The sequence below is a fragment of the Pedobacter sp. genome (genome assembly GCF_040513095.1).
Classification (GTDB): domain Bacteria; phylum Bacteroidota; class Bacteroidia; order Sphingobacteriales; family Sphingobacteriaceae; genus Pedobacter.
In genome coordinates this window covers 1-12,876 of record NZ_JBEVDX010000146.1, presented here as the reverse complement: position 1 = coordinate 12,876, position 12,876 = coordinate 1, and the positions used below count along the sequence as shown (strand labels likewise).

11 protein-coding genes are annotated in these 12,876 nt (G+C 44.0%); 8 read left to right on the top strand and 3 right to left on the bottom strand.

Annotation, left to right across the window (positions count from 1 at the left end):
* Positions 1–86 precede the first annotated feature (86 nt).
* The gene (locus ABWY16_RS16630; protein ID WP_353905780.1) at positions 87–1,208 is read right to left on the bottom strand and encodes a glycosyltransferase; all 1,122 of its coding nucleotides are present in this window, start codon (positions 1,206–1,208) and stop codon (positions 87–89) included.
* A gap of 133 nt (positions 1,209–1,341) precedes the next feature.
* Here ABWY16_RS16630 and tgt point away from each other — a divergent pair, with 133 nt between their 5' ends.
* From tgt to ABWY16_RS16605, 5 genes are all read left to right on the top strand, one after another.
* Complete coding sequence (tgt, locus tag ABWY16_RS16625; protein WP_353905779.1) at positions 1,342–2,472, top strand: tRNA guanosine(34) transglycosylase Tgt; 1,131 nt, start codon at positions 1,342–1,344, stop codon at positions 2,470–2,472.
* Complete coding sequence (locus ABWY16_RS16620) at positions 2,473–3,576, top strand: LptF/LptG family permease (RefSeq protein WP_353905778.1); 1,104 nt, start codon at positions 2,473–2,475, stop codon at positions 3,574–3,576.
* Positions 3,576–4,469: a DMT family transporter gene (locus tag ABWY16_RS16615; RefSeq protein WP_353905777.1), complete on the top strand. Its 894-nt coding sequence runs from the start codon at positions 3,576–3,578 to the stop codon at positions 4,467–4,469. The genes ABWY16_RS16620 and ABWY16_RS16615 overlap by 1 nt, the downstream gene beginning before the upstream one ends.
* 464 nt (positions 4,470–4,933) lie before the next feature.
* Positions 4,934–7,576 (top strand): TolB family protein, encoded by a 2,643-nt coding sequence (locus ABWY16_RS16610; protein WP_353905776.1) that lies wholly within the window; start codon positions 4,934–4,936, stop codon positions 7,574–7,576.
* Between the two features lie 3 nt (positions 7,577–7,579).
* Positions 7,580–7,864 carry a LapA family protein gene (locus ABWY16_RS16605; RefSeq protein ID WP_353905775.1) on the top strand — a complete coding sequence of 95 codons (285 nt, stop codon included), beginning with the start codon at positions 7,580–7,582 and terminating at the stop codon, positions 7,862–7,864.
* A 242-nt stretch (positions 7,865–8,106) separates the two neighbouring features.
* Here the strand turns inward: ABWY16_RS16605 and ABWY16_RS16600 are convergent, their stop codons facing one another.
* Together ABWY16_RS16600 and ispE are read right to left on the bottom strand one after the other, a co-directional pair.
* Entirely contained in the window at positions 8,107–8,523 is a 417-nt protein-coding gene (locus ABWY16_RS16600) for an OsmC family protein (protein WP_353905774.1), read from the bottom strand.
* A 4-nt stretch (positions 8,524–8,527) separates the two neighbouring features.
* Positions 8,528–9,331: a 4-(cytidine 5'-diphospho)-2-C-methyl-D-erythritol kinase gene (gene ispE / locus ABWY16_RS16595; RefSeq protein WP_353905773.1), complete on the bottom strand. Its 804-nt coding sequence runs from the start codon at positions 9,329–9,331 to the stop codon at positions 8,528–8,530.
* Between the two features lie 137 nt (positions 9,332–9,468).
* Here ispE and ABWY16_RS16590 point away from each other — a divergent pair, with 137 nt between their 5' ends.
* The 3 genes from ABWY16_RS16590 to secD all read left to right on the top strand — a co-directional run.
* The gene (locus tag ABWY16_RS16590) at positions 9,469–10,263 is read left to right on the top strand and encodes a thymidylate synthase (RefSeq protein ID WP_353905772.1); all 795 of its coding nucleotides are present in this window, start codon (positions 9,469–9,471) and stop codon (positions 10,261–10,263) included.
* Complete coding sequence (locus ABWY16_RS16585) at positions 10,260–10,745, top strand: dihydrofolate reductase (protein ID WP_353905771.1); 486 nt, start codon at positions 10,260–10,262, stop codon at positions 10,743–10,745. The genes ABWY16_RS16590 and ABWY16_RS16585 overlap by 4 nt, the downstream gene beginning before the upstream one ends.
* Before the next feature lie 220 nt (positions 10,746–10,965).
* A partial coding sequence (secD, locus tag ABWY16_RS16580; protein WP_353905770.1) for a protein translocase subunit SecD occupies positions 10,966–12,876 on the top strand: 1,911 nt, incomplete at its 3' end.

Here is a 12,876-nt window from a genome sequence, read left to right as displayed (position 1 = left end):
GAAACTGTATAAGTCATACAACTGATCAAACTTTGCGATCTGATCTTCACTGAGGTCTTTGAAATACTTTTGAATGAGGGCTGAGCTTATTTCCACTTTACTTTTTTAACAAATATAGACAGAATGCCATTAAACACTAAGAAAATGAACAGAAGAATATCCAAAAGCGGGAACCACCACCTTAAACCCGGGTAATTCAGGCGCTTTAAAAGTCGCGGATAGATAAAGCTCCGGATGATCAGGCTGAGTACAAATATACCTCCTGCTATGTAATTTGCCGGCTTAAAGAATAAGGCTGCAACGAAGACTGCATAGAACAGAAACTGGATAATAATCTGCGCAGACAGGATCATTTTGTGGGATGATTTGTACATCTTACCCGCACCGAAATGTCTCTTTTTCTGTTTCAGATAAGCTGAGAATTTGGTATTGGGCGCCGACCATACATGCGTATCCGGATGAATACGGATCTCTGTATTTGTACTGCTGGCATGGGCATTCACAAAAAGGTCATCATCCCCCGAAGGGATATGCATGTGTGCGGCAAAGCCTTTTTTCTTAAAAAAGAGCGACTTCCTGTAGGCCATGTTTCTGCCTACTCCCATATATGGCATCCCTTTCAGCGCAAAAGAAAGGTAATTTACAGCAGTAAAAAAAGTTTCGAAACGGATCAGGCTGTTCAGCAAACCGGGTTTACGGAAATACGGTGAATATCCCAGTACAATCTCTGTGGCTTCATTGTCGGGCTGCTGCATGCCTGTCAGCCAGTGCTCCGTAGCAGGCTGGCAATCCGCATCGGTAAATACCAGCCACTCATTTGCTGCCGCCTTGATACCCATCGTTACTGCAAACTTCTTACCTGCAATGAACTTCTCGCCTTCAGCTACGGTAACTACTTTAAGATGCTTATATTCAGCAGCAAAAGATTCCAGCACATCCCTGGTTTTGTCCCAGGAACGGTCGTTCACCACAACCACCTCAAAATCAGGATACTCCTGGTGAAGCACATAGGGAAGATACTGTTTCAGATTTTCGGCTTCATTGCGTGCGCAAATGACCACACTGATAGGTTTGGCGTCAGCTGCCGGTATAGTTTCTACTTTAACGAGCGCCAGTTTTAAATGAACGAACAGACTGAAATAGAGCTGAATGACAAAACAAAAAATGAGGCTGCCCAGCAGGCAGTTCTCTGATAAGGTTAATTCCACGATGTATTTTTGAAAGAGGTCAAATTTCAGATTTTTAATCTGTAATGCCGCCGTATGTTGATAAAAAATTTAAGCGGTAAACCGGGTGTTTTTTGCTATTTTTGCCGAGATTTTTCGAATCGTACACACATTTATGAAATTTACCTTACAGGCCAGCGATACACAGTCTAAAGCCAGGGCAGGAGTAGTTACTACTGCTCATGGCGATATCCAAACCCCTATCTTCATGCCAGTTGGCACCGCCGGAACCGTGAAAGCGGTACATCAGCGTGAACTTAAGAATGATATTGACGCAAAAATAATCTTAGGCAACACTTATCATTTATACCTCAGACCGGGACTGGACATCATTGAAGGTGCCGGCGGACTGCATAAATTTATCGGATGGGACCGCCCTATCCTGACTGACAGCGGTGGCTACCAGGTATATTCACTGAGCAAAGTAAACAAGATCAAAGAAGAAGGTGTAACCTTCCGCTCGCATATAGATGGCTCAAAACACCTTTTCAGTCCGGAATACGCTATGGATATACAGCGTACAATCGGTGCCGATATTATCATGGCATTTGATGAATGTACGCCATACCCCTGTGATTACAAGTATGCTGCGAACTCTATCAACATGACCCACAGGTGGCTGAAACGCTGCTGCAACCGTTTTGATACCACAGAACCCAAGTACGGTTTCGACCAGACACTGTTCCCCATCGTACAGGGTTCAGTATACAAAGACCTCAGAATGAAATCTGCCGAGTTCATCGCTTCGATGGACCGCGAAGGGAACGCCATAGGAGGCCTTTCTGTGGGCGAGCCTGCAGAAGAAATGTATGCCATGACAGAAGTGGTATGTAATATACTTCCGGTAGAAAAACCACGTTATCTGATGGGTGTGGGTACACCAATCAATATCCTGGAGAACATAGCCCTGGGTATTGATATGTTTGACTGTGTAATGCCTACAAGGAATGCACGCAATGGCATGCTTTTCACGAGGAACGGAATTATTAACATCGGAAATAAGAAATGGGCAGACGATTTTTCACCAATAGATGAAGAAAGTGACCTGTATGCCGACCAGGTATACTCCAAGGCTTATCTGAGGCACCTGATGCACTCTAAAGAGATGCTGGGCGCTCAGATTGCAACACTGCACAACCTCCATTTTTATCTTTGGCTGGTAAAAGAAGCCAGGGAAAAGATCATTTCGGGCGAGTTCTACGCATGGAAAAACAAAATGGTAACTATCTTAGGGAATAAATTATAGATGAGCATCCTCAAAAGCAGATTAAAGATTATTGACGGCTATATTATTGGCAAATACCTGGGTACGTTTATTTATACCCTGTCCATCTTTGTAATCATCATTATCATTTTTGACCTGTCTGAGAAACTGGATGATTTTCTGGGCAACAACTTGTCTTTCTGGCAGGTAATTACCTTATACTATGCAGGATCTATTCCATTTTATGTGAATATGCTCTCTCCCCTGATCAACTTTATTGCCGTGATTTTCTTTACGGCGAAGATGGCGGACCAGACCGAAATCGTACCGATTCTGAGCGGAGGAGTGAGCTTTAACCGTTTCCTGCTCCCCTATTTTGTATCCGCTTTTATCATCTTCACAGCGAATCTGGGGGCCAATCTGTACATTCTGCCCTTTACCAATCAGCTTAAAAACAGCTTTGAGAATACCTATATTAAGAAAAACGACTCGCCCAGCAAGACCAATATCCACATGAAACTGGACGAGAATACGTATATCTATATTGATGATTTCAACAACAAGACAAAATCGGGATACCGCTTCTCACTTGATAACTTCAATGGTGATGTGATGACTAAAAAGCTGGTTGCTGATCAGATCAAATGGGATTCACTGAAACGCAGCTGGAAACTGACAAACTACTCTATACGTTACGTGAAGGGCCTCAAAGAAACCATGGTTACAAGTATGGCCAAAGAAAAGGATACTGTACTGGATATGCGTCCGGACGACTTTTCTGCCTACGAAAACGTGTACGAAAACCTGAGCAACCAGGAGCTTTCTGATAAGATCAGGAAGGAGAAAATCCGTGGCTCAGGGATCTGGAACGACCTGCTGTTTGAGCAATATAAACGCTGGTTCCAGCCACTATCGGCCTTCGTACTCACACTGATCGGGGTAGCATTATCATCCCGGAAAGTAAGGGGAGGAGTAGGCCTGCCCCTGGGGATCGGTATTGTATTGAGCTTTCTTTACATTGTATTGAACCAGTTTGCAAAAATGTTCTCCCTTAAAGGAGGTATCCCACCCCTGCTCGCTGTACTTATACCAACGCTATTTTTTGGGTTACTGGGACTTTATCTGTTAAAAAAAGCACCAAAATAATGACCGGAAAAACGCTCTCAGACGTCAATAAAAATCTTCTTATCCTCCATTTTACCGTCTTCATCTGGGGATTTACAGGAATACTTGGCGCCCTGATTTCAGTTGGTGCCGTACAAATGGTATGGTACCGGGTCATGATTGCCAGCATTACCCTCTTCATTTATTTCAGGGTAAGCGGCTTAAACCTTAAAGTAAGCAGCACTCAGTTCCTGCAGTTTTTCTTTACAGGGGCCATCGTGGCGCTCCACTGGATCTTATTCTTCGGGGCGATCAAAGCATCCACAGTATCCGTTACACTCGTGTGCCTGTCTTCCTTTACGCTGTTTACAGCGATACTGGAACCGCTGATCAAGAAGACCGCTTTACAAGCCGGGGATATCTTCATCGGCCTGGTGATCATCTTCGGAATCTACCTGATTTTTAAGTTCGAATCGCACTATACACAGGGCATTATCCTGGGGCTTTCAGCTGCCGGTGCAGCCAGTTTATTCTCCATCATCAACTCCAATTTCGCTAAAAAAAGCGATGCCCGGGTGATTGGTTTCTACGAACTTTCAGGCGCCTTTTTCTGGATCAGCGTTTACCGTCTGCTGGACAAAAGCCTGCTCCAGGAAAGATTTAACCTGAGCATGTCCGACTGGGTATACCTGGTTATTCTTGGTACCATTTGTACTGCCCTGGCCTATATTGCGGGGGTCTCAGTTATGCGCACATTGTCTGCCTTCAGGGTGGCCCTGATCAGTAACCTTGAACCTGTTTACGGCATCATACTGGCCTTCCTTTTCTTTGGTCAGAAAGAGACCATGTCTGTTGGTTTTTACATGGGATCAGCGCTGATCCTGGCAGCAGTATTCTTATACCCTGTCTACAAAAAACGCAGGAGCAGAGTCTGATAATGGTACTTTTCTGCATCCGTTTGAAATGTTAAACACCAAATATTATTGCCGATTTTTGCTGAAATAGTGTATCTTCAGCCAATAGTTTCAGCAGCCTGAGAAATTGAATGCAACTGCTTTAAAACTATTCATGATAACTATTGTTTAAGCATACAAATACAATAACCAGAAGAAGTTAAAATTTCATAAATATATAATAATGAGATTTTTATGTTATTTATATAATTTTATACAATACATCAGTTCAAAATCCGTTTCCTAATAAAAACTAAATATTTTAGTAAGCCTGTAAAATGCAATTAATACAACAACATAAAAATCTTATAATCAGTATCTTAATTTTATTCACTTCAATTTTAATATCAGATACGGCACAGGCTCAGATCTATGACAGTGAACAAAACCCACTTAGTGTAAACTGGCGACAAATTAATGCTTCGGGTTTCCGGATCATCTACCCTGTGGAACTCGAAACGGAAGCACAACGGATGGCCAATACCATCCCCTCCATCTTTGGCCGTGTAGGCGGCAGCCTGGGCATAAGAAAATCTAAGATCCCGATCATCTTTCAGAACCGCGGAGTAGTTGCAAACGGCTTTGCCCAGATGGCCCCGAGAAAGGTTGAATTCTTCGCTACCCCACCCCAGTACTTTGACAGCCAGGACTGGCTGAACAACCTTGCCGTCCATGAGCTGAGACACGTTGCACAGTTTGATAAACTGACCGGTGGCAAGGAGTATCCGTTCCCTCAGGAAGTCTATTACGCATGGTTCGGCGCCAGCCTTCCCCTCTGGTTTTTTGAAGGGGATGCGGTCAGCACAGAAACCTCGCTCACCAATGTGGGCAGAGGCCGTCAGCCCAACTGGATCATGCCTTACCGGACAGCCATCCTGAATGGTAAAAACTACTCTTACAGCAAGGCCGCCTTTGGCTCGCAGAAAGATGTGACCCCGGGTTATTATCAGCTGGGTTACCTGATGATCTCTACCCTGCGCGAAAACTCCGGGGAGTTCATCGTGGACAGTTTGCTTACCGACATTAAAAAACGCCCGGTCCGCCTTTACCCGCTGGCAGGAAGCCTGAAAAAATATACAGGGAAAACCGCAAAGCAGTGGTACGACTCGCTGACTACAAAACTGAGGAACGACTGGGGCAGACAGGCAGAGATCACACCTTCCCGCGAATACCCTGCTCTTAACCGCCAGGCTAAGTTTGAAACAAACTACTACCTTCCGGCTGAAATGCCCGACGGGAAGATCCTGGCACTGAAAGACAGCAAGGCTGAAACCGCTGTGCTGGTGCTTATCGATCAAAACAGGAAAGAACAGCGCCTGCAGCGCATCGGCCAGCAGGAACAACCCTGGTTCAGCTATGCCAATGGCAAGGCTGTATGGGATGAAGTGAGATACGACGGCAGGTTCCTGAGAAGGAGCTACAGCGTTATCTGCAGTTATGACCTGCAATCAGGAAAACTTAAAAAGCTGAGTTCCAGATCACGTATCTTCTCCCCTACCCTCTCTGCAGACGGCTCAAAGATTGTGGCAGTAACGATAGACCTCAGCAATAAAATCAACATCATCGTAATGGATGCGTCAAGCGGAAAAATCCTTCGCAGCATTCCAAACCCGGAGAACCTGCTGATCCAGACACCTGCGTTTAACACCGACGCTTCAGTAATCACTTACGTCAGCATTTCTGAAGCTGGAAAAGCAATATGGACAGTTGATCAGGACGGAAAAACAAGGAAAATCATTAATGAGACTATTCAGCAGTTGAGCAGACCGGTATTCATTGACCGTAATATCGCATTTAACGCTCACTACAACGGTATTGACAACGTTTACACTGTAGATGTCACCTCGGGAAAAATAAGCGCTCTGAGCGCTTCTAAATACGGCGCTTTCAATCCCGCTAAAATCCCCGGCACAGATAGCATACTTTTTAACAATTTCAACCTCTACGGTTATGAAATTTCTAAGACCAAGATTCAGCCTCTTGCTGCAGGTGAAAATAATTTTGTGTTTTTCGGCGCCGCAGCTGCGAAACAGGAGAATACGGGCAATGTTTTCTCTGAACTGCCCGACAGCAGCTATAGCTCTACAACCTACAGGAAGCTTGGCCACCTCCTGCATTTCCATTCCGTCAGCCCCGAAGTACAGGATGAATACGTTTTTGGCCTGCGCCTGAAATCAAATAACCTGCTCAGTACTTTTGAAACCCAGATCGGCGCAGATTATCACCGTGACCTAGGCCGTTTCGAATACAATGCCGGTATCAGCTTTAAAAGTTTATACCCGATTTTCAACCTGACCTACAACAACAGGCCCCGGAGATTCTTTTACGACACCAACAACGGAACACAGGAAGGAGACTTCAGGGAAAACTATTACCGCCTCAGCGTACAGGTTCCTTTAACCCTGACCGCTCAGAATCATTTCTTTGATTTTTCGGTAAATGCAGGAACAAGTTTTACGCAGCGGTATGACGCAGCATCAATGCCTTCCAACTTTATCAAAAAACTGACCCTGCCGCTGGAAACCGGATTCAGCTTTACGCACTCCATCCGCACAGCCGAGAGAGACATCGCTCCGAAATGGGCACAGACTATCAGGTTCAACTACCTGACGCAGCCTTTTGACAATAATCTTGCCGGCAACCTTTTTTCAGCAGAAGGATTCGCTTACTTCCCCGGTCTTGCCAGGAACCACACTTTCCTCGCAAATTTCAATTACCAGGAAACTTCCGGCATCTGGCTTTACAATTCGGCCATCAATACAGTATACGGCTACAACAATATCCAGGCAAAAGACAAACTCAGGAATACCCTGCTGTTCAACTACCGTTTTCCGATTGCCTTTCCTGATGCAGAAATCGGCCCGCTGGCCTACATCACCAACGTAAGGGGAGGTTTGTTCTGCCATTACGAAAACATCGGTAAAGGCACTAACCTGTCTCAGCCAAAAACCTACGGATTTGAATTGCACAGCACCATGAATATTCTCCGTTATTCGCCGGATCTGGATGTAGGCACAAGAATTGTATTTGTTAACAGGGAATACAATCAGAACCCGATATTTGAATTCATGTTGAACTACAACTTTTAAATTATGCGCGCTAAAACTATCTTTATCATCATCTTTACTGTACTGATCACCGTTTTTTTGATGATCAATACCGATGCGGTAGAATTTGACTTTATCTTTGGTAAAGGACAAATTTCAAAATTACTGGTCGTTGGCGTATGTACAGTTGTAGGATTTATCCTCGGCTATGTGGCGGGCCGCCCGAGAACTGTGATCAGCACGTATGATGACAGGCATGATGACCAGGAAAAAATGAGCTCAGAAGCAAAAGATGGCCTGAGCGAAGAAGACAGAGAATATATCAGCTAATACCAGCCCCACGTAAACTTTCCTTTTATTCCCATAAGGTTCTGAATCAGGTCTGCCCTACTGTACCCCTACCGTACCCCAACCGTACCCCTACAGTACCTAAAGGGTAAACTAGGGGTACGATAGGGGTACTGTTGGGGTACGGTAGCCCTACAGATGGGCAGAACCAGGTCCGGACAGATGTAAAATCCTTTCATGCCTGAGGTACACCTGACCTGCCGCCGGGTATTGTTCATTGATTATCAGGAATGAATCGTGTAAGAGAATTTGATCTCTGCTGAACGGCCGATAATATTAGACACTGAGCAATATTTTTCAAATGTAAGATCGAGCGCACGCTTAACTTTCTGATCGCTCAGCTTGCCGAACATATCAAAGTGAATATTGATTTCTTCAAAGATTGCAGGCACTTCATCATCCTTACGGGTAGCGGTAATCTTAATCTTAACATCATCCAGAGGTTCTTTTTGTTTGGTCAGCATGTTGACCATGTCTATACCACTGCATCCGCCCAAACCTACAAGTAACATCTCCATAGGCCTGAAACCCTTACCTTCACCACCTATTGCAGGGTTAGCGTCTATTCCTACGGTTTGTCCCTCGGCGTTCTCTGCTTCAAAATGAAATTTCTTATTTTTCCTTGCTAAATTAATTTCCATGGTTCTAAATATTGTAAAATACCCTGTTGGCTTTCTCCAATTCGGGAAGGGTAACCGCTGTATCAAATATCGCAAAAACACTTGAGCCGCTGCCACTCATCAGTGCGAATGTTGCACCCGCATGATAAAGACCGGTCTTCAGCTGCGCAATTTCCGGATATTTCAGGAATATCGTTTCTTCAAAATCGTTTTTTAGTACATCTTTCCATTTATCCGGGCTCAGGCCCATCAGCTCCTTCACATTCACTTCGGGAAGCGCAGGCTTCAGTCCCCCGAAAGCATCAGCAGTAGATACATGCACAGGGGGTTTCACCAGCACCATAAAGTACGCAGACAAATCAATTGCCACCGGACTAAACTGATCGCCACGGTCTACGGCATACACAGGTGTGTTCTCAATAAAAAATGCACAATCGGCCCCCAGCACTCTTGCATAATCCTGCATCTGATTTACAGAAAGTCCCAGCTGGAATTTCGTGTTTATCAGTTTGATCAGGAAAGCTGCATCAGCAGATCCTCCGCCAAGTCCGGCACCAACCGGGATATTCTTCAGCAGCGTAATCTGTTGCGGAGGCAGGTCAAAATCTTTGTTGAGCAAATGGTACGCCTGCAGGCAAAGATTATCTTTGGAATCGCCGGGTATTGCTATGCCCCTGATCTCGCAGAAAGTTGTTTCTGCATCAGTAATTTCTATGGTGTCATAAATCTTAGCCGGATAAAATACTGTTTCCAGGTTATGGTAACCATCAGGTCTCTTTCCTGTAACATTTAAACCCAGGTTGATCTTGGCATTGGCAAATGCGAGCATTTCGTGTTTTTAATAATGAAGTCACAAACTTAAAAAATGTAACTCAGCACAACCATTTTTATTTTAGTTTTGTACCTTAAGCAAAATTGCCTCTAACAGATCATGAAGCCAACATGGTTTAAAAACTATATAAATAGATGAAACAATATCTGGATCTTATGCAGCACGTGCTGGATACCGGCGCACAGAAACACGACCGTACAGGAACAGGAACCATCAGCGTTTTCGGCTATCAGATGCGTTTCAACCTGCAGGAAGGTTTTCCTATGGTAACCACTAAAAAATTACACCTCAAATCGATCATCCATGAACTCATCTGGTTCCTGAGCGGTGAAACGAATATCAAATACCTGAAAGATAACAACGTAAAGATATGGGACGAATGGGCAGATGAAGATGGCAACCTGGGTCCCGTTTATGGATCGCAATGGCGGTCCTGGCCCAGCCCAGACGGTGGACATATTGACCAGATCAGCAAAATCATTGATACCATTAAAAACAATCCGGATTCAAGAAGGATCATTGTATCTGCATGGAACGTGGCCGAAATCGACAGCATGGCTTTACCGCCCTGCCATGCGTTTTTCCAGTTTTACGTTGCAGATGGCAAACTGAGCTGTCAGCTTTATCAGCGCAGTGCCGACATATTCCTGGGTGTACCTTTTAATATCGCATCCTATGCTTTGCTTACCATGATGGTTGCGCAGGTATGCGGACTGCAGTACGGTGACTTCATCCATACACTGGGAGACGCACACCTTTATAATAATCATATCGAACAGACAAAACTTCAGCTGAGCAGAGCAGCCAGACCTTTGCCGGTGATGGAGATCAATCCCGAAGTAAAAGACATCTTCAGCTTTAAATTTGAAGATTTCAACCTGACCGGTTATGAACCGCATCCACATATAAAAGCAGCAGTAGCCGTATGATCATCTCTATAATGGTAGCCATAGCCGAAAACCACGCTATCGGGAAAAATAACCAGCTGTTGTGGCATTTGCCGGCAGACCTTAAACATTTCAAAAATACAACCAGCGGGCATACTGTCATCATGGGCCGCAAAACTTTCGACTCGGTAGGAAAGCCCCTGCCCAACCGCAGAAATATCGTGATCACCAGAAATACTGCGCTTGAAGTACCAGGTGCGGAGGTAGTACCCGATCTGGAATCTGCTATCGCCCTGTGTGATGAAAATGAAGAAGTTTTTATCGTTGGCGGTGCCCAGATCTACAGAATGGCGATGGGCATTACTGATAAAATATATTTAACGGTAGTGAAAGGAGATTTTGAAGCAGATACCTTTTTCCCCCCTATAGATCCCAACTTCTGGGAAGAAACTGAGAAAATCAGTTTTGAGCCTGATGAAAAAAATGCCTGGGCTTATACATTTTCAACCCTTCTCCGTAAATAGTTCAGTATCCTCAATAACACCTGCATGAGCTGACAATCCAATACTGAGATTAGCTCATGCAAGCTTCATCACAAATAAAAAAAAATATATACTGATGAAAATTATAGAAGGCTGACTATTAATTAAAAAATTAATTAGATTTGCCGACTTGTTGAAAAAAATATACAGCATAGACAAATAATTACAAACAAAAATGCAAGGTAAAGGTTTCATTAAATTTATGGCAATACTATTAGGTATTGTCTGTGTGTATTCACTCTCGTTCAATCTCGTTACATCGAAGGTAGAAAAAGACGCTAAAGCGTATGCCAAAGGTGACCTGGTTAAAGAAAAAGCTTATCTGGACTCCATGTCGACTGTACCGGTTTATCCTGTTTTAGGATTTGACTACCAGTTCTGCAAAGGAAAAGAAATCAACCTGGGTCTCGACCTTAAAGGCGGTATGAACGTAACGATGGAAATCTCGTTGGGTGAACTGGTGAAATCTTTAGCGAACAACACTGATGACGCCAATTTCAACAAAGCGCTTTCCAGCGCACAAACGCAGTTAAATGCAGGCGGCAAAGATTTCATTACTTTGTTTGTAAATGATTTTGAGAAAAGCAGCCCTAACGTAAAACTTGCAGATTTCTTTTCTAACCAGGATAACGCCCAGCAGTTAAAAGCCAACGCTACCAATGCTGAAGTAAAAAGCTATTTACAAAAAGAAGCTGCCAGCGCAATCGACCGTTCGTTCATCATCATCAGAAGCCGTATCGACGGATTTGGTGTAGTAAGCCCGAACATGCAGAAACAGGAAGGTACCAACCGTATCCTGATTGAAATGCCGGGTGTGCAGGACAAAGAAAGGGTTCATAAATTATTGCAGGGTTCTGCAGAATTACAATTCTGGCAGGTATATCAAAATGAAGAGGTTTACTCGATCATGGAGAATATCAACAAAACCCTGACTACAGTTTTAAAAGATACTACTGCTACGGCAGCTGCTGCTGCTGACACTTCAGCAAAAAAAGGAAGTGCACTGGCTAACCTTGCAAAAAAATCTACCGGTAAAGATTCTTTGGATCTGAAAACGAAAGAACTTGCAAAAACCAACCCACTGTTTGCGGTTTTAAATATCCCTACTTACCAGGGTGAAAACGGACAGCCTGCTTTGCGTCCTGGTGCAACTGTTGGATGGGTAGCACAAAAAGATACAGCTAAAGTAAACGCTTACTTCAGAACACCAGAGATTGCAGCGATCATTCCGCAAAGCATGAAATTCATGTGGAGTGTGAGACCAATGGATGGTACCAAGGTTTTCGAAATGTACGCGATCAAATCTGTTAACCCGGATGGAAAACCAGATTTAGGTGGTGAAGCCATCAGCGATGCCCGTCATGATTACGATCAGAAAGGTAAACCTGAGGTTACAATGTACATGACTGGCGAAGGCGCGCAGAAATGGAAAAAAATAACTGCCGAAGCTTCATCTGACGACAAAAACAAAAAAGCAATTGCAATCGTATTGGATAATGCAGTTTACTCTGCACCAACTGTGCAAAATGAAATCCCTAACGGTATCTCTTCTATCACCGGTAACTTCACTGTAAACGAAACACAAGATTTAGCGAATATTTTAAAAGCAGGTAAACTTCCGGCGCCGGCACGTATTGTTGGTGAATTCGTTGTAGGTCCTTCTTTAGGACAAGCTGCAATTGACAATGGCTTATTGTCATTCGTACTGGCATTTGTTGTGATCCTGATCTTCATGGCACTTTACTACAACAAGGCTGGATGGGTAGCTAACTTAGCGTTGTTAATCAACTTATTCTTCATCGTAGGTATCCTGGTTTCACTCGGAGCTGTGCTAACCTTGCCAGGTATCGCAGGTATTATCCTCGTTATCGGTTTATCTGTTGACGCAAACATTCTAATCTTCGAACGTGTAAGGGAAGAATTGAACCAGGGAAAATCCACTGCCGCTGCAATCAAGGAAGGTTTCAAACATGCAATGCCTTCTATTATTGACTCAAACGTTACAATCCTTATTCTGGGTGTTATCCTTTACGTATTCGGTAGCGGACCTGTTCAGGGTTTTGCAACTACTTTATGTATCGGTATCTTATCTTCATTGTTCTGTGCGGTATTG

Excerpts from the sequence above, each read along its gene's own strand:
- ABWY16_RS16600 (WP_353905774.1), bottom strand. The coding sequence starts at position 8,523 with ATGGAAATTAATTTAGCAAGGAAAAATAAGAAATTTCATTTTGAAGCA.
- ABWY16_RS16590 (WP_353905772.1), top strand. The coding sequence starts at position 9,469 with ATGAAACAATATCTGGATCTTATGCAGCACGTGCTGGATACCGGCGCA.
- ispE (WP_353905773.1), bottom strand. The coding sequence starts at position 9,331 with ATGCTCGCATTTGCCAATGCCAAGATCAACCTGGGTTTAAATGTTACA.
- ABWY16_RS16615 (WP_353905777.1), top strand. The coding sequence starts at position 3,576 with ATGACCGGAAAAACGCTCTCAGACGTCAATAAAAATCTTCTTATCCTC.
- tgt (WP_353905779.1), top strand. The coding sequence starts at position 1,342 with ATGAAATTTACCTTACAGGCCAGCGATACACAGTCTAAAGCCAGGGCA.
- ABWY16_RS16605 (WP_353905775.1), top strand. The coding sequence starts at position 7,580 with ATGCGCGCTAAAACTATCTTTATCATCATCTTTACTGTACTGATCACC.
- ABWY16_RS16620 (WP_353905778.1), top strand. The coding sequence starts at position 2,473 with ATGAGCATCCTCAAAAGCAGATTAAAGATTATTGACGGCTATATTATT.
- ABWY16_RS16585 (WP_353905771.1), top strand. The coding sequence starts at position 10,260 with ATGATCATCTCTATAATGGTAGCCATAGCCGAAAACCACGCTATCGGG.